This is a genomic window from Gilliamella sp. HK2 (genome assembly GCF_001690265.1).
Taxonomy (GTDB): domain Bacteria; phylum Pseudomonadota; class Gammaproteobacteria; order Enterobacterales; family Orbaceae; genus Gilliamella; species Gilliamella apicola_C.
The window spans coordinates 30740-54874 of sequence record NZ_LZGV01000043.1; the positions used below are offsets into that span (position 1 = coordinate 30740).

The window sequence follows — 24135 nt, forward strand, 5'->3', positions numbered from 1 at the left end:
ACTGCTTGGTTTTAATATTTGTTAGTTTAAAATTTGAATTATTTGAAAGATATCTGCTTTTTTATTTTATTAATCGTATTATGTTGTAAAAACGTTTCAAGTTACTGTGTTTTTGAATATCAGTTTTTAAGTTTAACTGGTTGAATATAATTTATTAAATCTATAATTAAATTAATCTGTAAATGAGTGTCATTTAATGCAGGAATATAATAAAAGTTTTTGCCACCTGCATTTAAAAAAACTTCTCGATTTTCTTCGTCAATTTCGTAAATGGTCTCAATACAGTCTACCGAAAATCCTGGGCAGATGACTTGCACATTTTTAACGCCTCTTTGAGCTAAAATTTGTAGTGTGCTACTGGTGCTTGGTGTAACCCATTTACCTTTGCCAAATTTGGATTGATAAGCCATTTGAATGGGGATATTTATACCATTTTCTCGACATTTTTTGACTAATAACTGCGTGGTCATTTCGCAACGTTGTATATAATCATCATTGCGGTTATGGATATAACGCTCAGGAATGCCATGATAAGAAAGCACAAGCACGTCAGGTTCGCCTTGGTGGTGAAAAGCCTGTTTAATTTGTAGATAAAGTGCATTGATATAGCTTCGATGATCGGCATAATCTCGAATATAGTCAATATGATCAATGATATTGAGCGAAGTTATAATTTGCTTGATTTTATCAAGTACTGCGAGTGTAGTGGTTGTTGAATATTGTGGAAAGAGAGGTAATACTGTAATTTTTGTGCATGATCGCAGGTTATTTAACGCAGATTGCAAATTGGGATCGCCATAAGTCATGGCTAATTCACATTGAATATTAGGTAAATGGTGTTGTAATTTATCACATAATAATCGGCTATAATGCAATAAAGGCGAGGCGTTATTTATCCAGATTTTTTGGTAATGATTAATAATATAAGGCACTCGTTTAGGTATTACGCGGTACTTTAAAATTGGATACCAAAGCAGTTTTGGCAAATCAACTACATGCCGATCAAGCAAAAACTCGGTTAGATACTGCTTTATTGCATCTGGCGTTGCCGCATTTGGTGTGCCTAGATTAACTAGCAATAATCCTTGTTTTTTGTCCATAAGCGAGCCTTATTTGACACAAAAATAAGGGTTGATAACATCAAGAAGCCTACCTAGTGCGCCTTGATTTTGTTTTAATACTTGATAAGCATTTTCGCCAATCTGTTTACGATTGGTGTTATTTTCTAAAAGATCATTAATTGCTGAATAAAGGGAAGCTGGGGAGCTATCACAAATGATCATCCCTTTAGCTGCAATAAGCTGTTCACAAATAACTTTAAAATTGAAAAAATGTTCGCCACTAATGATAGGAATATGGTGGAGAGCTGGCTCTAATGGGTTATGCCCACCATGTTTCACTAAACTACCGCCAACGAAAGCGATATCGGCAAGACCGTAAAGCGTGGCTAACTCGCCCATTGTGTCGCCTAAAATGACTTGCGTTTGTTTAGTAGGAACTTGCTTACTACTACGGTTTATATAAGTTAACCCGTGATCATTAATTAATTTTTCAACTGCTTTAAAACGCTCTGGATGGCGAGGAACAATAATTAATAGTAAATCAGGATGTTTGGTTAACAAAAGTTCAAAGGCAGCTAGGATGATTTCATCTTCACCATGATGTGTGCTTGCAGCGATAAAGACAGGTTGGTTTAATTGCCATTGTTGCTTTAGCTTTGTGGTTGTTTGCCGCTGTTGATCCGTTAAATTAATGTCAAATTTGATACTACCTGTTATCGCTAAATGATCGTTTGGCAACCCCAATGCGACAAACCGTTCGCCATCTTGTTTATTTTGAGCTGCCACTATACTGATTTTTGACAATAATTTACCAATAGCCGATCCTAGTTTGTGATATCTGTTAGCAGAGCGTTGCGATAATCTAGCATTGGCAATAACCAATGGAATATTTCGTTTATGGCACTGGCAAATAAAATTAGGCCAAAGCTCCGTTTCCATAATGATAACTAACTTAGGCTGGGTCGTTTTTAAAAAACGATTTATCGCGCAAGGTAAATCATAAGGTAAATATACATGATTGACACTATCGCCGAGCAATGCTTTAACTCGCTCAGATCCTGTTGGCGTCATGGTAGTAACAGTAATAGGTAAATTAGGGTATTGCTGTTGTAGCGCTTTAATGAGTGGAATCGCAGCAATCGTTTCACCGACCGATACGGCATGCACTAAAATACTATTAGCTTTCACTTTATTTTTACAAAAACCATAGCGCTCACGCCACCGCTTTCGATAAGCCGGAGCTTTACGACTGCGCCAAAGTAACCTTAGCCACACTAAGGGCTGAATCAAATATAATAAAACGGTATATAAAATTTGCATATCAATCAATTATCTTGATAGATCAAAAAAGTGCTGACGATAATAAGCCAGCTCGGCAATTGAATCACGAATATCATCAAGCGCTTGGTGTGAGCTCTGTTTGCTAATTCCTTTTAATATTTCAGGCTTCCAACGTTTGGCTAATTCTTTGATGGTACTGACATCTAAATAGCGATAATGAAAATAGCTTTCTAAATTAGGCATGTAGTTGAATAAAAAACGGCGATCTTGACCAATGGTATTACCGCAAATAGGTGAGCAGTTTTCAGGTACCCACTGTTTTAAAAATTCGATAGTCTGCTGTTCGGCTTGTTGTTCAGTGATAGTGCTTTTTCGAACACGTTCAATTAATCCTGATTTACCGTGGGTGTTTTGGTTCCACTCATCCATCAATGCTAATTGCTCATCAGATTGATGAACCGCAATTACAGGTCCTTCAGCAAGAATAGTTAAGTTAGAATCAGTCACAATAGTTGCAATTTCAATAATACGATCGGTTATTGGATTAAGCCCCGTCATTTCAAGATCGATCCAAATAAGATGACTACTGTTAATTTGTGGTTGGTTGTTCATAATTTTTGATAGAAATTTTCTTTTTGATACGCAGTAGTGTAGCATAACTGACAATCTGTTTTAGCAAAAAATGAGTACTATGGCAAAAAATCGACTTTCCAATAATCAAAAAAGACGTGTGGCGGCAAAACATCAACAACGATTAGCCATAAGGCAAGATGAAAACCTAGCAAGTTTTTCATCACCTCGTGATGGTGTGGTGGTAAGCCGTTTTGGTAAATCGGCTGATGTTGAAGATAGTGGTGGGCTTATTTATCGGTGTAGTATTCGACGTACGTTACCTTCGTTAGTGACAGGTGATAAAGTGGTGTGGCGTGAAAGTTTAGAGCCAAACACCAACGGTATTATTGAAGCCGTTCACCCTAGGCATTCTGAACTTGTTCGACCTGATTTTTATGATGGGGTAAAACCTGTTGCAGCTAATGTTGATCAAATCGTGATTATTTCCGCTGTTTTGCCAGAGTTATCACTTAATATTATCGATCGCTATTTAGTCGCTTGTGAAAGTACTGATATACAACCTATTATTGTTTTAAACAAAATTGATTTACTCAATGATCAGCAACGCGCTGAGGTTGAAAAACAATTGGCGATTTATACTCGTATTGGTTATCAAGTGTTGTATGTTTCATGCCAACCTCAACAAGGTATTGCGGTATTACAAGATATCTTGCAAGGTAAAGTTTCAATTTTAGTTGGTCAGTCTGGTGTGGGTAAATCAAGCATTATAAATTTGCTATTACCTCATCAATCACAATCGGCGATGACTGGTGGTATTTCAGAAATATCTGGTCTTGGGCAACATACAACAACCTCGTCAAGGCTCTATCATTTACCCAATGGTGGCGATATTATTGATTCACCAGGAATACGTGAATTTGGCTTATGGCATCTAGAGCCTGAACAAGTGATAAGTGGCTTTAAAGAATTCGATAACTATCTTGGCGGTTGCCATTTTCGTGATTGTAATCACTTTGATACGCCAGGTTGTTTGCTACAAAAAGCCGTGCAAGACGGTAATATTGCACCATCCAGGCTTGCCAACTATCATCGAATTTTACAAACAATGCAAGAAGTAAAAGCGAAAACCAACAAAAGCTATAAATAATTAGCTATTTTTTACAATAGCAACGCTTTTGCTGGCATTAAAATATGCAAAAAAAACTAAATATAATTAAAAAATCATCTACTTATAAATAAGTGGGTTACTAGGTTGTAACAGCGTAGACTAGTTAAACCAAGCAAAAAACTTCAATAAAATCAATGGCTTTTCTGAATGATTTTTAAGGGTAGTATGCATACAATTTGTATATTCGCAATTTGTATACCTACTGAAAGTGATTATTGTCGCTATTTTGTATGGGAATGCGCCAATACCTAAAGTAAATTGCCTGCTTAAAATATGAAAAGGTCGTCATAAGAGATTGTTTTTGCATGTAACGCTCTAAATATTTAACTATTTTAAATAAAAATTAATGCTTTAACCAAAAATTAAAAAACTAAAAACCTAAACGACATTAAACATTGATCTGCTCACAATCAGTGGCCACCGCTAATGGCAAATAGCTTGATTGTGAGCAGTGAATGAACCTATTTACTATTGATGGTCTTTAAAGCAAAACCAATAGCGACATATGCCCAACCTTGGAAAATAAGATCAATACCTAAAAACATACCTAAAACGTAAAGGCTGTCGTATGGCCAACCAGTGATAATCATAAATCCTAAAATGAGGGTGATAATACCTGATGTGAGTATCCACCCCCAACGAGGTAAATCACGGTTATTCATAGCAGCAAATATTTGCGTAAAACCACTCATAATTAATAAAAAGGAAACCACTAAAGTTAAAGCGGATGAAACGGTAACAGGTTGGAAAAATGACATTAAACCAATAAAAATGTATAGTACCCCCATTACAGCCCATAGTGCAGATTGACCGAAACGTTTAACCTGAAATGAATGTAGTGCTTGGATAATACCAGCGATCAAAATTAATGAACCAATAACATAGACCGAAAAAACAGTTGCAATGAACTGATAACCTAATGCGAAGCCTCCTAATATAATTAAAATAACACCCACTAAAATAAACCAGTTTGATTTTTGTTTAAGACCGTAAAAATTATTTTGGTTAGATATCATATTACTTTCCTATTTTATAAGTTAAATTTGGGTTTGAAATTAAAATCACTTTTAAGACAGGTGGTTTTGTCACAAGTGATTAATCAGTGAAAAGAAAGGCTGTGATACAATTCATTGCACAGTAATTGTTTTATCAAAACAATTACTGTGCATATAAATTAGACAATATAATAAAACTAAATTTACAATTAATCTTTATCTTTCAGTGCTTCGTCTAATGTTGAATAGAACATGAGTTTGTTAGAAATAGGAACAATTTTAGCTCTAGCTAATGTTTTTAATGGCTGAAATTGTAACTCACAGATTGATAAATCAACATTTTCAGGCAACTCATCAATAAAATGTATTAAAGCATTAAGCCCACCAGCATCAAGTATGGGTACCGCATCCCATTGTAGTATTATGTGTTGATATCCATTAATCTTTTGATAAATTTCTAAAAAGGTACGTTCAGCAGCAGCAAAAAACAGCGGCCCATTAATACGAAGTACTAAAGTTTTGTCATTACTGCGATTAAGTTCAACTAAACGCGTCATTCGGGCTATTCTGCGCATAAATAGAATTGATGCAAGCACGATTCCCAATGTAATAGCTATCACCATATCAAATAGTACGGTTAGTGACATACAAAGCAACATAATTAAAATATCGTCTTTAGGTGCACATTTGATAATATAAATAACACGTTGAACCGCACTCATATTCCATGCCACGATAAGTAATAGCGCAGACATAGCCGAAAGTGGAATAAATGATAATGCTGGCGCAAAACAGATAAGTGCCAGTAAAACAACCAAGGCATGTAACACCGCCGCAATCGGTGAAGTTGCTCCCGCTTTGACATTAGCTGCCGACCGCGCGATAGCAGCAGTTGCTGAAATTCCACCAAAAAACGGCGCAATAATATTACCTAACCCTTGGCCAATGAGTTCACTATTTGAATGATGTTTGGTATGCGTCATTTCATCTAATACCACTGCACACAATAACGATTCTATAGCGCACAACATCGCCATGGTAAGTGAAATCGGTAATAAAGCGCTAAGTGTTGACCAATCCCATTTAAAATCAGTATGTTGCCAAGGTAAAGCAAATTCTGGTAGCACAGAGGGTATACCATGCCCTAGGGTATTATCGGCTAATGTATAGGTAAAACGTGAACCAATTGTTTCAATTTGATAGCCAAATTGATTAAAGATAAACATGACTATAATACCGGCAACGAGTGCAGGTAAGTGGCCAGATATTCTTAATTTAAGCCTTGGCCACATAATTAATACTATTAGTGTTACAGCTCCGACTAAGGTGTCTGCTATATTGATGGTAGGTAGTGCTTTAGTTAGCTCAATCACTTTACTAATATAACTTTCTGGCATATGTTCGAGCTGCAAGCCAAAAAAATCTTTAATTTGCATAGTTGCTATCGTGATAGCAATACCGGATGTGAAGCCTAATACAACAGGTAATGGTATATATTCGATTAATCTACCTAAGCGAATTATTCCCATTAATATAAGAAATATGCCAGATAGTAGTGTTGCAATGAGTAATCCTGATAATCCATATTGTAATGATACGGGGTACAAAATAACGACAAATGCGGCAGTAGGGCCAGAAACACTAAAGCGAGAACCACCCGTTAATGCAATAATAAAGCCTGCTATAATTGCGGTATATAGCCCATGCTGCGGTGGCACGCCACTTGCAATTGCTAATGCCATTGCTAAAGGGATAGCAATAATACCAACCGTAATTCCAGCAATCAAATCCTTGATAAAACGAGTTGTATTATAAGGGGTCGTTATACATGCTGATATAAATGCAATGCTAATTTTGGTACGAGAAAGGCTATATAATTTCATTGTGTTTAATAGACTTATGGGGAATTGTTTGAGATGCTTAATAAGATAATCTTTTTTACAAAAAATAAAAGAGTGTTACAAAAATAATCATCTTTTTTATAAATTAGATAGGCTATACTCAGTAACTTGAGAAAAAAATCAAAGATAAAAATTTACTTATAAAAATCAGCATTGGAAATAAAAGCCTGTTACATTCGTGGCGTTGATAGCATTAAACCGATATAATATGACTATCATGTTACTATATCGTTATCATCTTATTTTTTAGTGGATTTTAAATCATATAGTCTAAAGATTGTGCAAATTTGCTAACGATTGAACGATAACAGTATATACTTAATTCATTGCTTATCTTGATGCCCCAAAAGAGCACTATGTCTGTTTACAAGCAAAATACTTGCTTGTGGTGGGTTGATGGGTAAACAATTAATGTCAGTTAAGTATATCAATAACACAAAGGTATGAGGTTTATTTTTTATGTTTTCTTGGTGGGCTAAAGCTTATTTTTTTCTTATCCAAATCTTGGTGAAACTTTTTGTGAAAAGTAAACCTGTTCCTACCGATCCAATAATAGAATTAGACCTTGATACCGATAAACCAATTTTATATGTCTTACCTTATAACTCTCAAATCGATTTGATGGTGTTGCGATCGCTTTGTTTGCAATATAATTTACCAGATCCACTAGCTGGCTTAGATATCAATGGTAAAAACATTCCTGCTTACATCTATATTGATAAAGGACCTGGTATTTTTGCCTCTAACCAACAAAAAAATAAAGCAATTGAAATTTTAAGAGATTATATTTCAGCACATCAACAAAATCATGATCTTGATGTCCAAATGTTACCTGTTTCGGTTATGTTTGGTCGCAAGCCTGATATCGAAGGGAAGAAAAAACTATCATTACAGGTACTTGGCGCAACTAGCAAATTTTTAAAAATCATCACGTCAGGCAGAGATTGTTATACTCGATTTTCTCGTACAGTTTCATTTAAAGATATTCATGTTGATAAACAGCAAGATCTTCCTATTTTAGCGCATAAACTAGCACGCGTTGCACGCATCCATTTCGCCAAACAACGTATGGCATCCATCGGACCTAAGCTTCCTGTTCGTCAAGCGATGCTAAATAACTTACTAAAAAAGCAAGTAATTAGCGAAGCAATACAAGAAGAAGCAAAAAGTAAAAATATTGACCTTGATAAAGCAAAGAAAAACGCATTAGCGATTTTAAATGAAATTGCCGCTAATTTTTCTTATCGTATGCTACGAATAACCGATTTTGTGCTGACCTGGGCGTGGAATAGGCTTTATCAAGGTCTTAAAGTCACTAATGCCGATCCTGTTCGAGAGCTAGCCCAAAATGGGCATGAAATTGTCTATGCTCCTTGCCACCGCAGCCATATGGATTATCTATTACTCTCTTATGTGCTTTATCGACAAGGATTAGTTCCTCCTCATATTGCTGCTGGCATTAACTTGAACTTTTGGCCAGCAGGACCTATTTTTAGGCGATTAGGCGCCTTTTTTATTCGCCGTTCATTCCGAGGTAATAAACTTTATACATCAGTTTTTCGAGAATATTTAGCGGAACTTTTTATCCGTGGTTATGCTGTTGAATATTTTGTTGAAGGTGGACGATCTCGTACAGGTAGATTACTCGATCCTAAAACAGGTATGTTAATGATGACAATTCAAACATTATTACGTGGTGATGCAAGACCCATTACCGTTGTTCCTGTTTATATTGGTTATGAGCATGTGTTAGAGGTCGCTACCTACGCCAATGAGTTACGAGGAGCAAAGAAAGAAAAAGAAAGCTTGTGGCGTACTCTAAAAGCATTTTTAAAATTAAAAAAATTGGGATTTGGCTATGTGAATTTTGGTCAACCAATACCGTTAAATCAGTTTTTAAATCAACAAGTTCCAGAATGGCGAGATGCAATCGAACCGACTGGTACTCAACGCCCGCAATGGTTAACACCAACAACCAATTTACTTGCTAAACAAATTATGGAGCACATCAACTCTTCAGCTGCAATCAATGCAATGAACTTATGCTGTTCAATATTATTAGCGGCAGATCAACGTGCATTAACGAAAGTTAGATTAATTGAACTGATTGATTATTTGTTAAAATTATTAAAAAATATTCCTTATTCAGAGTTGATAACCATTCCAGAACAAACGCCAGAAGAATTGTTTGAGCATGCCAAAGAAATGGGCAAATTTGTTATTACCACAGACGAAGCTGGCGAAATTGTTGGTTTAACTAACGAACAAGCGGTTTTAATGACTTATTATCGTAATAATATTCAGCATTTACTGATTATTCCAGCTATTGTGGCCAGAATTTTACTCAAACATAACCGGATTTCATCGGATGAAGTTTTAGAACAAGTAAAACGACTTTTTCCGTTAATCAAATCAGAGCTATTTGTTTATCACAATGATGAACAACTCACTGAATATGTAGATAAAATTATTAAAATCTATGCCGAATTAAACCTAATTTGTTATTCGCCAGATAAATTAACACTAAATTACTTAAAAATGTCGGAATTACAATTAATTGCTTCATCATCTAAAGATACATTGCAACGTTATGCTATTGCATTTTCTTTATTGCAAAAAGATCCAACAATTAGCCGTGCAACACTAGAAAAAGAGGCTCGACTCATTGCCGAACGATTATCCATTTTACATGGTATTAATGCCCCTGAATTTTTTGATAAAGGCGTATTTTCCACATTAGTTGCATCACTAAGAGAGCAAGGTTATTTAGATGATAAAAATGGCTCAAACTTAGCTAAAATTGAAACGATGAACAAAACACTTAAGCCTTTAATTACAACTAGAGTAATGCAAACTATCGATGATATAAACCCATTAATCAAATAATTCAAAAATACGCTAATTCGGAGATAATTTTAATGAAGTGCAATATTATTTGTTCATTGTAAGCTAAAGGCTATAACATGGTAGTTAACATCATTCTGCAAGAAACAATCAATGAGCAAGATTTTATCTTGTTGGCTAACAAATGGCAGCAAAATGCATCGGTTATCATTGAATCATTATTAGAAAATAATGAAGCTAAAAACCGTATTTTTAATCTTGCTCTAAACTATATTCCAAATTCATTTGCCGAAGCTGTCATTGATATTTTTCTTGAAGATAGTACTTTTATTATTCGTGATGATGATCTGCTAAAATGTGCAAAGCAAGGCTCTATGGGTTTAAAAAAGAGCATTTGTTATCGTAAAAATGTGCCTCAATATATTATTGATTTATGTAATTTTTATTAATCAACATATTATCTACGCTAGGAAATATAAAATATGTTAGATTTTTCCTATTTATCGGATCAAGATGGCAGTAAATCATCTCTGGTTTTAAATGATAAAAAAGCCCAATTGCTTGATCACGCTTTTACTTATTTAAGACAAAAAACTGGCATTATGATTGATCCTTATGGCCAAACAAGAATCTATCCAGACCATCAAAAAATATTAATCAATTTGTTACATCAGCATAATGACAGCGAGATCCAAAAACTCGTTTTGCTATTTAAGCAAGCATCCAGTGAGGATGAAATAATTCTTGCTGATGGTGATTAAATGAATAAATTATTTATTTAGCCATAATGACACTTACCTCAAGTTGCATTAAACTAATGCGTATTTATTACAAATGCTTATTACAAACGCAACAATATCATGCAAGTTATTTAGGAGGAATTTATGGATTTTATCGCTATACGTGATGTGCTTTCTAACATAAAGGATATGCCAAATCATTTTTTTTATCTTCCTGCTGATCACTCCTCTTGGACACTTGATACACAAGGTCGGTTTTTGGATGATGATGCGTTAAATAATTTTGATTCAGGTCTTTCCCAAAAAGCAATAGAAGAAGACTGGATCCCAACGCTAGAAAAAGCCGATATTGAAGATATTATTGAAGTTGCTAACAATGAATTAGGTAATCCAACATTAGAAGATTTATTTAACTCTTTTATTTTCTATATTGAAAATGACGCTTTTTTACAATATGCTGATTAAACATAAATGGCATATGTTTTTTACACAATATGCTTGTTTAACACAAATAGTACTAGCACATAAATTATGTTATAGCATTTAAGCATGGTGATGTCTTCTAATAAAAAAGTGATCGAATTGATATCACATTTATCAACTCAACTTAATCAATTAGGCATTTTATTACAAACCAATATTGCTGATCAATTTACAGTACATAATATGGCTAGCTATGTACATATTGATATCTTAAAACACCGAATTTATCTTCGCTTCAAATTATCAATTAACGGCATTGAGCTATTTGATAACGATATCATCAATATTCAAATCACAGAGGGTATAATACATGCCACTTGCACCGTTTATTCAAATTATGGTATCGATAATGTAATGAAATACCAAAACGATCTAGATGATTTTGAGCTGGCAATCTTCGACAAAATTTTCATAGAATTATTGTCATGTATTACATCACATATTAGCTTGCTGACCCAAAGCAACTAAATAGCTTAACCCACGAAAATGATTTAAGTAACTTAACAACTTTCACTAAAGGCCGACTGATATAAATGGACATTACCCAATAATGAAGACTAAAAAAATTTAATTAAAGTATATGATTAGCTACTATTATTTGATAATTTAAAACTGCATAATTTGGGATTAAACTTTAGAGTATCATTTATAAGTAAACTATAAGTGAAGGTAGATAAACAATAAATAGAAAAGCCAATAGAAAATGAGCCATATACAAAACATCACTCAATTGGAAAACGCCATAATCCATCAAGCCCAAGCAGAAGATGAACAATCATTTTTGTATCAATTGCATGAACTAAGTTTTTTTGATAAATCAACATTTAATCAACTATTAAATAATTGCCAAGCCTTAGCAAAAGCCTATCAACAGTTAGGAAAAACGAATAATTATAACGAGGTAGTAAAAGGCATTTTACTGATTTTTGAATATACACTATTTTCATTTTATTGCCATCATGCTGAGCATGATTACTTTCATATCAGCAATTATGGCGATGAACTAACCACCAATGACATATCTGACTATTATGATAAAATCAGATTAATCACACAACAAATCATCTTATAAACGCATAAAATAATCACTTACATGACCAGCTAAATAAGGTATTTAAACAAATGGGATTAGATTTTATTATCCACTTTGATAATCAACGGCAGGTACAATTTGTTATGAACGAAGAGCTACATAGTAAAATATTTAGCAAATCAACAAATTGGCGTAGCTTTAAACAATTAAAAAAATCAGTGATTATTACAAAACTGATGCCGTTTTTAATAGCAACGAGCTAACAACATTAATAGCAGATTTGATGCAAATCACCCAACAAATCGATGATTTTCAAGATGAATTACAACAGCTCATCACTAAACTGCGTCAGAAAAATGCCAAACTATTACGCGTTACTAGCGATTAGTCATACTTAGATTACTATCCACTCATCCCCATAGCTCTATCAATTTTATCATGAATGACATAAATTGAGGCAAACTGTACAATATACAATTTATCTGGCTGACTGGTTTTGATAATTATGTCGATAAACAATCAAACTGATAGCAAAAAATGAGACAGCAATGTGCAAACGTCAGGATGGTAATCAATGATTGATTTTACTGCTGATATTATTAGTTATAAATCAATGGCTAATATTCAAATTGGTGATAACATTCTTTCTTATCTCGATGAAATGTATCAATATTTTGATGTTAACTACCAAGAACACGAGCTTCATTTTTCAATGGGTGAGATGACTAGACAGAGTTTCTATTCATTAAATGATGATACATTGACGCTAACAACCACATTTGATGGCGATATCATTGGCATAGGATGCAACCAAAACTACCTAGGTAAATACCAAAATCAATATAAAAATGAATTATATGCTGGTATTACCATGGAAGAGCTATGCTCTTTGAGCAAATTTCAGAAGATTGTATATGGCACACTGATTGTTGATAACGATTATGGCTTATATTTTACGTTACCCTCGCCTTATGACGAAATTGCCGACACGCTAAAAGACATCCCCTATGATTTAAAGCTAAATGAAATTTACGTAGCGGATAATTCCAGCTGGCAGCTTAAGCCACAAAAAAAGAAAAAGCCTAAAAAGCGCAAAATTGCCAAACCTTATTCTTATTTTTAATATTAATAAGCAATAATCTAATATGCATTACTAATTAGGTGCTGTGACTTAACTATATCCACTTAAAACACTGCTAAAGTGCCCATTATTAGATAGGGATGCACGAAAGAAAGATCTGACTAAACCATTTAGTTAATATTTTTAACTTGTCATAATCAAATCGAAAGCTTGTCAAATTAAGGTGTATATTTTACCTACAACTTATTTATATCAATATGATTTCCTTTTCATCTTTTCGGCAATTAAAACGAGCATGAGCTTATTTTTTGACATATGTCAAACTTTGGTAATTCATACTGGCATTTTCCTTTATTTCTGCATAAGAAACGATTATTATTGATATAAATAGGAAAGTTTATAGCTTTAAAAATATAATAAATTAAATAATGTAATGTCAGTTTTCTAAGGAGTCCATATGCTATTTAACCGTAGACAGTTCTTTAAGATCTGTGCTGGTGGTATGGCAGGAACAACCGTCGCCACATTAGGACTCGCTCCAAATGTGGCGCTCGCACAAACTCGCCAATTTAAATTACTCAAATCAAAAGAAACCCGTAATAACTGTACCTATTGTTCTGTTGGATGCGGAATGTTACTTTATAGTCGTGGAGATGGTGCAAAAAATGCTGAATCATCTATTTTTCACGTAGAGGGCGATCCCGATCATCCTGTCAGCCGAGGATCACTTTGTCCGAAAGGGGCAGGTGTACTTGATTTTATAAAAAGCGAACAACGTGTTAAATACCCAGAATATCGAGCCCCAGGCTCAGATAAATGGCAACGCATTAGTTGGGATGAAGCGATTGACCGCATCGCTCGTTTAATGAAAGAAGACCGAGATAAAAACTTTATTGAAAAAAATAAAAATGGCACCACAGTAAATCGCTGGACAACCACTGGTTGGCTTGTTACATCAGCGGCTAGTAACGAAACGGGTTGGTTAGCATTTAAAGTTGCTCGCGCTTTAGGTATGTTAAGCCTTGAAACCCAAGCTAGGGTTTGTCATGGTCCTTCTGTATCAAGTTTAGCTGCCACCTTTGGTCGTGGCGCTATGACCAACAACTGGAATGATATCAAAAATGCTAACGTTGTTATCGTGATGGGAGGAAATGCTGCAGAAGCTCATCCTGTTGGTTTTAAATGGGCAATAGAGGCAAAAATTAATAATGGTGCAGAATTAATTGCAATTGATCCGCGTTTTCATCGAACCGCTTCGGTTGCAGATCATTATGTCCCCATTCGTGCGGGCTCTGACATTGCATTTTTGCTCGGTATTATTAATTATCTTATTACTAATAATGAAGTTAATTTCGATTATTTAGTCACACACAGTAATGCTAGCTTAATTGTGCGTGATGATTTTAATTTTGACGCAAATAGTGGTTTATTTAGTGGCTATGATGCAACTAACCGCCAATATGATCAAAGCAGTTGGGCATATCAAAAAGATGAAAATGGTTATGCCCTTCGGGATAAAACACTAAGCCACCCTCGTTGCGTTTGGAATCTATTAAAACAGCATGTTAGCCGTTATACCCCTGAAATGGTAAATAAGGTCACTGGTAGCCCAATTGAAGGGTTTTTACATGTTTGCCGTTCACTCGCTAGCACAAAAACCCATGATAGAGCCGCAACCTTTTTATATGCATTAGGTTGGACTCAACATACTTATGGCACACAAATCATCCGCACAGCGGCGATGATCCAACTAATCTTAGGCAATATAGGTGTCATGGGGGGGGGAATTAATGCGCTACGCGGGCATTCAAATATTCAAGGATTAACCGATGTCGGCTTGTTATCCAATCGTTTACCAGCCTATCTTGATTTGCCAAAAGATTCTCAAGTTTCACTTACTCAGTATCTGGAAGAAAAAACACCAAAACCACTTGGTCCAAGTGAAGTGAACTTTTGGGGAAATTACCCAAAATTCTTTGTCAGTTTTATGAAGTCGATGTATGGTGATAAAGCGACTATAGATAATGATTGGGGATTTGATTGGTTACCCAAATGGGATAAAACCTATGATATCTTAAGATTCAGTAAAATGATGCGTGATGGTCAGGCTAATGGCTTTATCTGCCAAGGTTTTAATCCTCTTGCTGCACTCCCAGATAAAAATAGCATCCGTGACGGCTTATCTAATTTAAAATTTTTAGTTAACATTGACCCAATGCCAACAGAAACGGCTGAGTTTTGGAAAAACCATGGTGAATCCAATGATGTTGACTCTAGTAAAATTCAAACAGAAGTCTTTAGATTGCCGTCAAACTGTTTTGCTGAGGAAAACGGAACAATAGTGAACTCTTCTCGCTGGCTACAGTGGCATTGGGCAGCAGCTCGCCCGCCTTATGAATCTTTATATGATCCTGAAATTATTGCTCGTATCTTTTTAAGAATCAAAGAACTATATGCTCAAGAAGGGGGAGCCTATCACGATCCAATTGATAACTTAGTTTGGGACTATGAAGATCCTCAAGGGCCAGCGGCTGAAGAATTAGCCAAAGATTACAATGGGCGTGCGCTGGCTGATATCACTGATGCCAATGGCAATGTGATTCTTAAAAAAGGACAGCTACTCAGTGGCTTTTCACAATTAAAAGCAGATGGTACAACCTCATCAGGCATTTGGATATTCTGTGGATCTTGGACTGAGCAAGGCAACCAAATGGCACGACGCGATCCAAGTGATCCATCAGGTAAAGGCATTCATGCAGGTTGGGCTTGGTCATGGCCGATGAATCGACGCGTACTTTATAATCGCGCTTCAGCAGATGAAAACGGTAAGCCGTGGGATCCTAAACGAGTTTTAGTAAAATGGAACGGTTCAAGCTGGGTTGGTAATGATGTGCCTGATTTTACTGCAACATTATCACCAAATACAGGGGCAGGCGCCTTTATTATGAATAACGATGGTTTAGGTGGATTGTTTTGCTTAAACCGATTAGTCGATGGCCCATTCCCAGAACATTATGAACCGTTTGAAACACCAATTACTAATAATCCATTACATCCAAATCAAGTAAGTAGCCCTGTAGCACGTGCATTTAAAGAAGATTTGGAACGCTTAGGAAAGGCGAGCGAATTCCCTTACGTGGGCACGACGTACAGCATTACTGAGCATTTTCATTTTTGGACGCAACATGCAAGGCTGGCTTCAATTACTCAGCCCGAGCAATTTGTTGAACTAAGTGAAAATCTTGCAAATAAAAAAGGCATAAAGGTAGGTGATACCGTAAAAGTGACGTCATACCGAGGTTATATCAAAGCGAAAGCCGTTGTCACTAAACGACTTCCGACATTAACTGTTGATGGTAAACAAATCGAAACCATTGGAATTCCAATTGTTTGGGGATTCACTGGTCAGACAAAGAAAGGATTTTTGGTTAATGAATTAACACCACATTTAGGTGATGCGAATTCACAAACACCAGAATATAAATCATTTTTAGTCAATATCGAAAAAGTCACCACAGCGGCATAAGGGAGGAAAACTATATTATGTCATTACAAACTCAAGATATTATTCGCCGCTCTGCAACCAATACATTAACTCCAGCGCCACGGGCTCGCGATTATCAACAAGAAGTAGCTAAATTAATTGATGTGACAACGTGCATTGGCTGTAAAGCTTGCCAAGTAGCTTGTAGCGAATGGAACGATCTTCGAGCTGAAGTTGGTAATACCGTTGGTGTTTATGATAATCCTGCAGATTTAGAACCCAAAGCATGGACTGTCATGCGATATTCAGAAGTTGAAGTTAACGGCAAATTTGAATGGCTTATTCGCAAAGATGGCTGTATGCACTGTTCTGATCCTGGGTGCTTAAAAGCTTGCCCATCAGAAGGTGCTATTATTCAATATGCTAATGGTATTGTGGATTTTCAATCTGAACATTGTATAGGTTGTGGTTATTGTGTCGCAGGTTGCCCATTTAATATTCCCCGAATTAGTAAAGAAGATAATCATTCATATAAATGTACTTTATGCGTAGACCGTGTGGCAGTTGGGCAAGAACCTGCTTGTGTAAAAACATGCCCAACTGGCGCCATTCATTTTGGTACAAAACAAGATATGATTCGCCATGCAGAGAATCGAATTATAGACTTGAAAAAACGGGGATTTGCACAGGCTGGGCTTTATGATCCACAAGGCGTAGGCGGCACTCACGTTATGTATGTTTTACACCATGCAGATCAACCTGAACTTTATCATGGCTTACCTAAAGATCCGCAAATTAGCGAAGTGGTTAAATTCTGGAAAGGTATTTGGAAACCGCTATCGGCGGCAGCATTTATTGCAACATTTGGCGGCTTACTATTCCATTATATGGGAGTGGGCGCAATTGAGGTAGATGAACAAGACATTGAACAAGAAAAAGAAGCCGATAACCAAGCTCGAAAACGCCTAGGTTTACCCATTTTTCGGCGTAAACATAGTTCCCCATTGTCACAACAGGAGAATCATCATGAATAAGCAAAACATGATATTAAGAACCCCTCTTCTTGTTCGCTTCTGTCATTGGTGCATGGTTTGCCTTTTCATTTTAACGGCACTATCGGGGCTATCCTTGTTTTTCCCATCCATTAAATTATTTGGGTTGGTACTCGGCACTCCACAGTTAGTCAGAGCATTACATCCCATTATTGGTTGTATTGTCTTTGTACTGCTGATGTTTATGTTTTTAAAACTTGCTCATCATAATATTCCAAATAAACAAGATCTGTTATGGATAAAAAACTTTAAAAAAGTGATTATGGGTAAAGAAGAAGGTATTCCCATTGGTAAATATAATGTCGGTCAGAAATTTTTATTCTGGTGCATTATGAGCTTAATTTTGGTCTTGTTTGTAACTGGAATGATCATGTGGCGACGATACTTTTCTGATTATTTTCCAATACCAGTTGTGCGTATTGCGATATTCTTTCACTCGCTTGCTGCTATTGGCTTAATTTTACTTGCTATTGGTCATGCTTATATGGCAATTTGGGTTAAAGGATCTATTAAAGGAATGATAACAGGCTATGTATCACGAGCTTGGGCTCGCAAAAATCATTCGGCTTGGTATGAAGAAGAAATGGATAAAATTTATCAAAATGAACTCAATACAAAAGCAAAGTCTGAAGTAGAATCAGCGGATGTTAAACATAAACCAGCATGATAACACTCTCTATCTCTAATTGTATTTACCGCTGATAGTTACTATCAGCGGTATTATTTTAAAAGCAAAAAACCAGTGACAATCGAAAATCACAATCAATGAGCATTTATAATGAATATAAAAATCATTCCTCAAGATCAACTTGAACAACAAGCAAGTAGCTCCGTTATTCGGCAAATTCCATTACTTTTATATCCATCACCTAAAACACTTTATACACATCGAGCTGAGCGTTTGAAAAGCCTTGCAAACAATAGCCCAATTAGCGATTATTTAAACTTTTGTGCAAAAATTGTTGAACAACAAGCCGATTTACTCAAGCAAAAACCAATAGATATTGATGTAGCATGTTTATTAAATAGTGAGCATCCCCCGCTAAGTTTAGATAATTTACCACTTACAAATACGTGGCAAGATTACTTAGCATCATTGTTGGACTCATGTGCCAACACAACAGAGCAAATTACTTTAGTCATCGAGCAACTAAAAAAAAATAGCTCTCAAGCGTTGCAAAATAAAGCAATACATTTACTTACAGGTGAATTTGATCAAGTTAATGGCGATGAAACAATTTTTATTTGGTCAGCTTTATCGGTTTACTACTGCCAACTGGCCAGTCAAATCAAAGGCAAAGCCATCGCAGAAAATATAGACAAACTTTGGTTGTGCCCAGTTTGCAGAAGCATGCCCTCAGCCAGTGTTATTCAATTAGGTAGCCACAGTGGTTTACGCTATTTACATTGTAGTTTATGTGAAAGTGAATGGTACGTACCTAGAATTAAGTGCACCTGTTGCGATAATATGAAGGATATACAATATCTGTCACTAGAACAGGAACTTGCAGCAATTAAAACGGAGTGTTGTGACACTTGCCATAGTTATTTAAAAATATTTGATCAAGATAAAGATCCCCATATTGAAGTCATCGCTGATGATATTGCCTCATTGATTTTAGATATAAAAACAGAAGAAGAAGGTTTTGCTAAAAGTGGCGTTAATCCGTTTATATTTGCTCAACAGCAAGATTAATACACAAAAAACTAAAAATTAAGATTTCTTAATGAATATAAAAATAGCAGCAAAACGGCTGGGTGAATGGTTTATTGTTACAATATTATCGTTGATAAGCTCATTTATTAATAAAATACAACTTCACTTTTTAGCTTGATAAAGTTAAACTGGCACCATTGTACTAGTTTGTGAGTTCTTATTATGAAACGCTTTTTGTTATCGCTAATAATTCTTTTAGTTACCCCTTTTTTTAGTTTTGCAGATACAATAAAAAATGTCGCTATTACCGCGATTGTAGAACATCCATCTTTAGACCAAATCCGTGATGGTGTTAAAGATGAATTAACAGACAATGGCTATAAGTTAAACGAAAATTTAACGGTTCAATACAAAAGCGCACAAGGCAGTAGCGCAACTGCTGCACAAATTGCCAGACAATTTGTCGCAGCAAAACCTGATGTTATTGTCGCAATTGCCACACCGAGTGCTCAAGCAACTGCGGCTGCCACCAGACAGATCCCGGTGGTTTTTGCCGGTATTACAGATCCAATTGCAGCCAAGTTAATTAAAAACTGGCAACCTACAGGTACAAACATCACTGGCGTTTCAGATTATCAAGAAATAGGGCCACAAATCGACTTTATAAAAAAAATCGTACCCAATGTTAAATCGGTAGGATACATTTATAGCCCAAGTGAAATTAACTCAACTGTGGTATTAAAAAACCTACAAGCGCTTTTATCGCAACAAAATATCAAATTAGTTGCGGTACCTGCTCAGCGAACCGCTGATATCTCAACTGCCGTCAATACATTAAAAGGAAAAGTTGATTTAATCTACACAACAACCGATAACAATGTTGTTTCAGCTTATGAGTCATTAGTAAAATTTGCTAATGAAAATAAAATCCCGCTGTTAGCCTCTTTCCCTGATGCAATTGAACGAGGCGCTGTTGCCGCATATGGCATGAGTTACTATGATGTGGGACGCCAATCAGGCAAACTTGTTGTTCGAATCTTACAGGGTGAAAAAGCAGGTAACATTGCTCCAGAAATAGGACAATCATTACGTCTTGCCATCAATATTGGTGCTGCTAAAAAACAAGGTGTAACATTGTCTCCTGAAGTTATCCAATCCGCTTACAAAGTCATAGACTAATAATTAATTCCAATCTATTGTAACCAACAAAACTTTGCTCATTTCGGTGGGCAAAGAGCTAGGTTATACATAATTAATTTAAGGTCAATAATATTACCGACAGCCTCGGGCTAATAAAATAACAAAATTTTATCCACACAACAAAGTGTACTTTAGTTTCATCAATCAACATTTAATGTAAAAAAATGTTTACATTTACAGCTATTTTTTAACTCTAGAAAATTATCTAAATTTGCTTTATAGTAGCTTGGAATTTATCTTAGTTGTAAATAAAATATTACAGGAGTGCCATATGCGTAATTCTATTATAAAATTTTTTATGCTACTTAGCTTATCATTGGCAGTATTTAACTCTTCAGCAGATCCTAAATCTGAGCAAAAATTTGTGGCTATTACCGCAATTGTTGAACATCCAGCATTAGATAATGTTCGTCGAGGTGTTGAGGATGAACTAAAAGATAGCGGTTATATTGCTGGCGAAAATTTAAAATTACACTTTGCAAGTGCACAAGGTAGTAGCGCTAATGCAGCGCAAATCGCTAAACAATTTGTAGCTAACAAACCTGATGTTATTGTTGGCATTGCGACACCAAGTTCACAAGCTTTAGTTGCGACAACCAAACAAATTCCAATTGTTTTCACTGCCGTTACCGATCCTGTAGCAGCAAAATTAATTCCAAGTTGGAATGCATCAAAAACCAACGTAACTGGGGTGTCTGATGCGTTATCATTAGATGCTCAAATTGACATGATGCTAAAAATTAAACCTGATACTAAAAATATTGGTTATGTTTATAGCCCAAGTGAAATAAATTCAACAATTATACTAAAACAATTACAAGTTGAGTTAGAAAAACGAGGTATGAAAATAATAGCTGCCCCAGCTCAACGTACTTCGGATATATTAACAGCCGCAAGAAGTTTAAAAGGTAAAGTTGATATGTTTTATACCACGACTGATAACAATGTGGTTTCTGCCTATGAAGCGCTAGTAAAAATAGCAAACGAAAGCAAGATACCTCTTTTAGCATCAAACCCAGAATCAGCAGAACGTGGGGCGATTGCTGCTTTGGGAATGAGTTATTATGATCTTGGTCGTCAGGCAGGTAAAATTGTTATCCGCATACTGAATGGTGAAAAACCCGGTGATATCCCATCACAAGTGGGCAATGTTACTCAACTAACGATAAATAAAAAGGCGGCTGAACGCCAAGGTGTTACGTTATCTGATGATATATTGAAATCAGCGGCAAAAATTGTCGAAAAATAATGTTACTCTTTTATAACTATGCCGCCATTTTGGCGGTTAACTTGAATGGATTTTTTCATGTCTTTTGAATTTTTATTAGGCTCAATTGGAATTGGGCTTATTTATGCCTTAGTGAGTTTAGGTGTATTTATCTCATTTCGTTTACTTGACTTTCCTGATCTGACGGCTGATGCCAGCTTCCCTCTTGGTGGCGCAATTTGTGGATTATGCATTTATATCGGTATCGATCCTTGGATTGCGACGTTATTCGGTATGCTTGCTGGTTGCCTTGCTGGCGCAATGACAGGCATACTGTATGTTAAGCTCAATATTCTACAATTACTTTCGAGCATTATTGTAATGATAGGGCTTTATTCTATTAATTTAAGAATATTAGGTCTTGCACCTTATATTATGGATGAAACACCAAGAATGGCGGGTTCACCTAACCTTTCTTTACTGGATGCCAAAACCATATTTTCACCATTTATTGCTGATGATTACAGTAATCAATATATTATACAACCGCTTTTGGTGCTGGGATTTGTCATTGTGTGTTGGGCATTACTCAATTTATTTTTGAAGACCCAGATAGGATTAGCATTAAGAGCGACGGGAACCAATCAACGAATGGCAAAATCCCAAGGCATACCAACTGGAGGAATAACCATCCTCGGTATGGCAATATCAAATGGCTTAATTGCACTTGGTGGATCGTTATTTATACAAACTCAAGGTGGCGCAGATATTACCATTGGTGTTGGAACAATTGTCATCGGGCTTGCTTCAATTATCCTGGGTGAAAGCATCTTTCCAACAAAACGTATCTGGCTTGTTATGCTTTCAGTTATTTTAGGCTCTATTTTGTATCGCTTATTTATTGCTTTTGCATTAAGCAATGAATTCCTACAAACAATCGGCGTTGGAACAGAGGATCTAAATCTGATTACCGCAATATTGGTTGTGCTAGCTCTTGTGGTACCAAAACAACTAAAAAAACACGCTAAAAGAAGAGGGAAATAAGCATGATTAAAGTTGAACAATTACAATTAACTTTTAATCAAGGTACACCAATTGAAAATTATGTGCTACGAGGATTAAACCTAAAAATTAGTGAAGGCGAATTTGTTACCATAATTGGTAGTAATGGTGCAGGAAAAAGCTCGTTGCTCAATGTCATTAGCGGAGATCTATTTGCTGACTCAGGTAGTGTTGTTATCAATGAACAAAATGTAAGCCACTGGCCAGCATGGAAGCGGGCTAGCATGGTGGCACGAGTATTCCAAGATCCTATGGTTGGAACTTGTGAAAACTTAACCATCGAAGAAAATCTTGCTATTGCTTACAATCGAGGCCATCGTTTTACTCTCGCTTCAGCACTTAATAACAATATCAGATCAATATTTAAAGAAAAACTGGCGACTTTAAATTTAGGGCTTGAAAATCGATTATCGGATATGATGGGCTTACTTTCTGGTGGTCAAAGACAAGCTATTAGTTTGTTAATGTCAACATTAAAACCCTCTAAAATATTATTGCTTGATGAACATACCGCAGCACTTGATCCTAAAACAGCACAGTTTGTTTTAGATCTGACTGATAAAATTGTTTCAAAAAACCATTTAACGACGATGATGGTAACCCACTCAATGAAACAAGCATTGGAATATGGAAATCGAACAGTCATGCTGCATCAAGGTCAAGTTGTACTTGATGTATCAGGTGAACAACGCGCAAAATTAACCGTAACCGATTTATTAGATATGTTTGAAAAAACACGCGGTGAAAAAGTGACTGACGATGCATTGCTTTTAGGTTAATAATAAATAAAAAAGTAATATTTCAAGCAGAAATATTGCTTTTTGTTAATTAGATTTGTTAGTTCTGACGTAACCTGCCTGTGTTAGCTCAAACCTAATCTGACAGCTACTAGTTTTTATTTTGTGTCTGTCAGATTAAAAAGTTTATGGATAAATTCGACCGACACCTTGTAAATTGCCAACATAAAACGTATTTTGTGAATCAAGTTATCCTTGCCAAAGTATTAGACAAAACTCACTGCTATAAAAGTGTTATTTAGGTCATACGACTTTTCATATTGCTTAGGCGATACCCAGTTATTAACTCCGTGTCGGCAAACCTACTTATAATCGGTTTTGATATAGGCGAATAGGCTTTATTGGCTTCTTCCTTGTTTTGTTATCATCATGAATCATGGGTGTTAACGGATGGAAAAACTTTCAGCAATGGCATTATTTCAACAATTGCCCGTTTGCTTCAGACTTTGGCTAAGTCCATACTGTAACACTAATCTGTAACACTAATCGCTTAAAATTAGCGTTGCAATATTGGTT

Annotated in this window: 21 protein-coding genes; 16 read left to right on the top strand and 5 right to left on the bottom strand. The window is 35.7% G+C overall.

Annotated elements, in window-relative coordinates; all coding sequences use genetic code 11:
• Nucleotides 1-119: 119 nt before the first annotated feature.
• Genes hemH through orn form a run of 3 tightly spaced genes read right to left on the bottom strand, consistent with a single transcriptional unit; the run spans nucleotide 120 to nucleotide 2954 of the window.
• On the bottom strand, nucleotides 120-1100 hold the full coding sequence (gene hemH, locus A9G45_RS03725) for a ferrochelatase (protein ID WP_065567363.1): 981 nt from the start codon (nucleotides 1098-1100) through the stop codon (nucleotides 120-122).
• 9 nt (nucleotides 1101-1109) lie between these two features.
• Nucleotides 1110-2381, bottom strand: a complete 1272-nt coding sequence (gene waaA / locus A9G45_RS03730) for a lipid IV(A) 3-deoxy-D-manno-octulosonic acid transferase (RefSeq protein WP_065567455.1) — start codon at nucleotides 2379-2381, stop codon at nucleotides 1110-1112.
• A 9-nt stretch (nucleotides 2382-2390) separates the two neighbouring features.
• A complete protein-coding gene (orn, locus tag A9G45_RS03735) occupies nucleotides 2391-2954 on the bottom strand; it encodes an oligoribonuclease (protein WP_065567364.1) in 564 nt (187 codons plus the stop codon).
• 79 nt (nucleotides 2955-3033) lie between these two features.
• On the opposite strand from orn, the gene rsgA reads away from it, so the two are divergent.
• Entirely contained in the window at nucleotides 3034-4062 is a 1029-nt protein-coding gene (gene rsgA, locus A9G45_RS03740) for a small ribosomal subunit biogenesis GTPase RsgA (protein ID WP_065567365.1), read from the top strand.
• A 482-nt stretch (nucleotides 4063-4544) separates the two neighbouring features.
• Here the strand turns inward: rsgA and A9G45_RS03745 are convergent, their stop codons facing one another.
• Nucleotides 4545-5099 carry an HdeD family acid-resistance protein gene (locus A9G45_RS03745; protein ID WP_065567366.1) on the bottom strand — a complete coding sequence of 185 codons (555 nt, stop codon included), beginning with the start codon at nucleotides 5097-5099 and terminating at the stop codon, nucleotides 4545-4547.
• Nucleotides 5100-5287: 188 nt separating this feature from the next.
• Nucleotides 5288-6961, bottom strand: coding sequence for a C4-dicarboxylic acid transporter DauA (dauA, locus tag A9G45_RS03750; RefSeq protein WP_065567367.1), 1674 nt, complete (start codon nucleotides 6959-6961; stop codon nucleotides 5288-5290).
• 477 nt (nucleotides 6962-7438) lie between these two features.
• On the opposite strand from dauA, the gene plsB reads away from it, so the two are divergent.
• The 15 genes from plsB (at nucleotide 7439) to A9G45_RS03825 (ending at nucleotide 23601) form a co-directional block, all read left to right on the top strand.
• Nucleotides 7439-9865, top strand: coding sequence for a glycerol-3-phosphate 1-O-acyltransferase PlsB (plsB, locus tag A9G45_RS03755; RefSeq protein WP_065567368.1), 2427 nt, complete (start codon nucleotides 7439-7441; stop codon nucleotides 9863-9865).
• 77 nt (nucleotides 9866-9942) lie between these two features.
• Entirely contained in the window at nucleotides 9943-10272 is a 330-nt protein-coding gene (locus A9G45_RS03760; RefSeq protein WP_065567369.1) for a hypothetical protein, read from the top strand.
• Nucleotides 10273-10305: 33 nt separating this feature from the next.
• The gene (locus tag A9G45_RS03765; RefSeq protein ID WP_065567370.1) at nucleotides 10306-10584 is read left to right on the top strand and encodes a hypothetical protein; all 279 of its coding nucleotides are present in this window, start codon (nucleotides 10306-10308) and stop codon (nucleotides 10582-10584) included.
• A 123-nt stretch (nucleotides 10585-10707) separates the two neighbouring features.
• A complete protein-coding gene (locus A9G45_RS03770) occupies nucleotides 10708-11028 on the top strand; it encodes a DUF7716 domain-containing protein (protein ID WP_065567371.1) in 321 nt (106 codons plus the stop codon).
• 84 nt (nucleotides 11029-11112) lie between these two features.
• Nucleotides 11113-11514 (top strand): hypothetical protein, encoded by a 402-nt coding sequence (locus tag A9G45_RS03775; protein WP_065567372.1) that lies wholly within the window; start codon nucleotides 11113-11115, stop codon nucleotides 11512-11514.
• Nucleotides 11515-11749: 235 nt separating this feature from the next.
• Complete coding sequence (locus tag A9G45_RS03780; protein ID WP_065567373.1) at nucleotides 11750-12118, top strand: Imm41 family immunity protein; 369 nt, start codon at nucleotides 11750-11752, stop codon at nucleotides 12116-12118.
• Between the two features lie 535 nt (nucleotides 12119-12653).
• Entirely contained in the window at nucleotides 12654-13202 is a 549-nt protein-coding gene (locus A9G45_RS03785; protein WP_065567374.1) for a hypothetical protein, read from the top strand.
• A 415-nt stretch (nucleotides 13203-13617) separates the two neighbouring features.
• Nucleotides 13618-16686: a formate dehydrogenase-N subunit alpha gene (gene fdnG, locus A9G45_RS03790; RefSeq protein WP_081297811.1), complete on the top strand. Its 3069-nt coding sequence runs from the start codon at nucleotides 13618-13620 to the stop codon at nucleotides 16684-16686.
• A gap of 17 nt (nucleotides 16687-16703) precedes the next feature.
• Nucleotides 16704-17678 carry a formate dehydrogenase subunit beta gene (fdxH, locus tag A9G45_RS03795; protein WP_081295828.1) on the top strand — a complete coding sequence of 325 codons (975 nt, stop codon included), beginning with the start codon at nucleotides 16704-16706 and terminating at the stop codon, nucleotides 17676-17678.
• Entirely contained in the window at nucleotides 17671-18363 is a 693-nt protein-coding gene (locus tag A9G45_RS03800) for a formate dehydrogenase subunit gamma (protein WP_065567375.1), read from the top strand. The genes fdxH and A9G45_RS03800 overlap by 8 nt, the downstream gene beginning before the upstream one ends.
• A 111-nt stretch (nucleotides 18364-18474) precedes the next feature.
• On the top strand, nucleotides 18475-19392 hold the full coding sequence (gene fdhE / locus A9G45_RS03805; RefSeq protein ID WP_065567376.1) for a formate dehydrogenase accessory protein FdhE: 918 nt from the start codon (nucleotides 18475-18477) through the stop codon (nucleotides 19390-19392).
• A gap of 183 nt (nucleotides 19393-19575) precedes the next feature.
• Nucleotides 19576-20532 (top strand): ABC transporter substrate-binding protein, encoded by a 957-nt coding sequence (locus A9G45_RS03810; RefSeq protein ID WP_065567377.1) that lies wholly within the window; start codon nucleotides 19576-19578, stop codon nucleotides 20530-20532.
• 292 nt (nucleotides 20533-20824) lie between these two features.
• Nucleotides 20825-21802: an ABC transporter substrate-binding protein gene (locus A9G45_RS03815; RefSeq protein WP_065567378.1), complete on the top strand. Its 978-nt coding sequence runs from the start codon at nucleotides 20825-20827 to the stop codon at nucleotides 21800-21802.
• A gap of 57 nt (nucleotides 21803-21859) precedes the next feature.
• Nucleotides 21860-22804: an ABC transporter permease gene (locus A9G45_RS03820; protein ID WP_065567379.1), complete on the top strand. Its 945-nt coding sequence runs from the start codon at nucleotides 21860-21862 to the stop codon at nucleotides 22802-22804.
• Nucleotides 22805-22806: 2 nt separating this feature from the next.
• Nucleotides 22807-23601, top strand: coding sequence for an ABC transporter ATP-binding protein (locus A9G45_RS03825; protein WP_065567380.1), 795 nt, complete (start codon nucleotides 22807-22809; stop codon nucleotides 23599-23601).
• Nucleotides 23602-24135 lie beyond the last annotated feature (534 nt).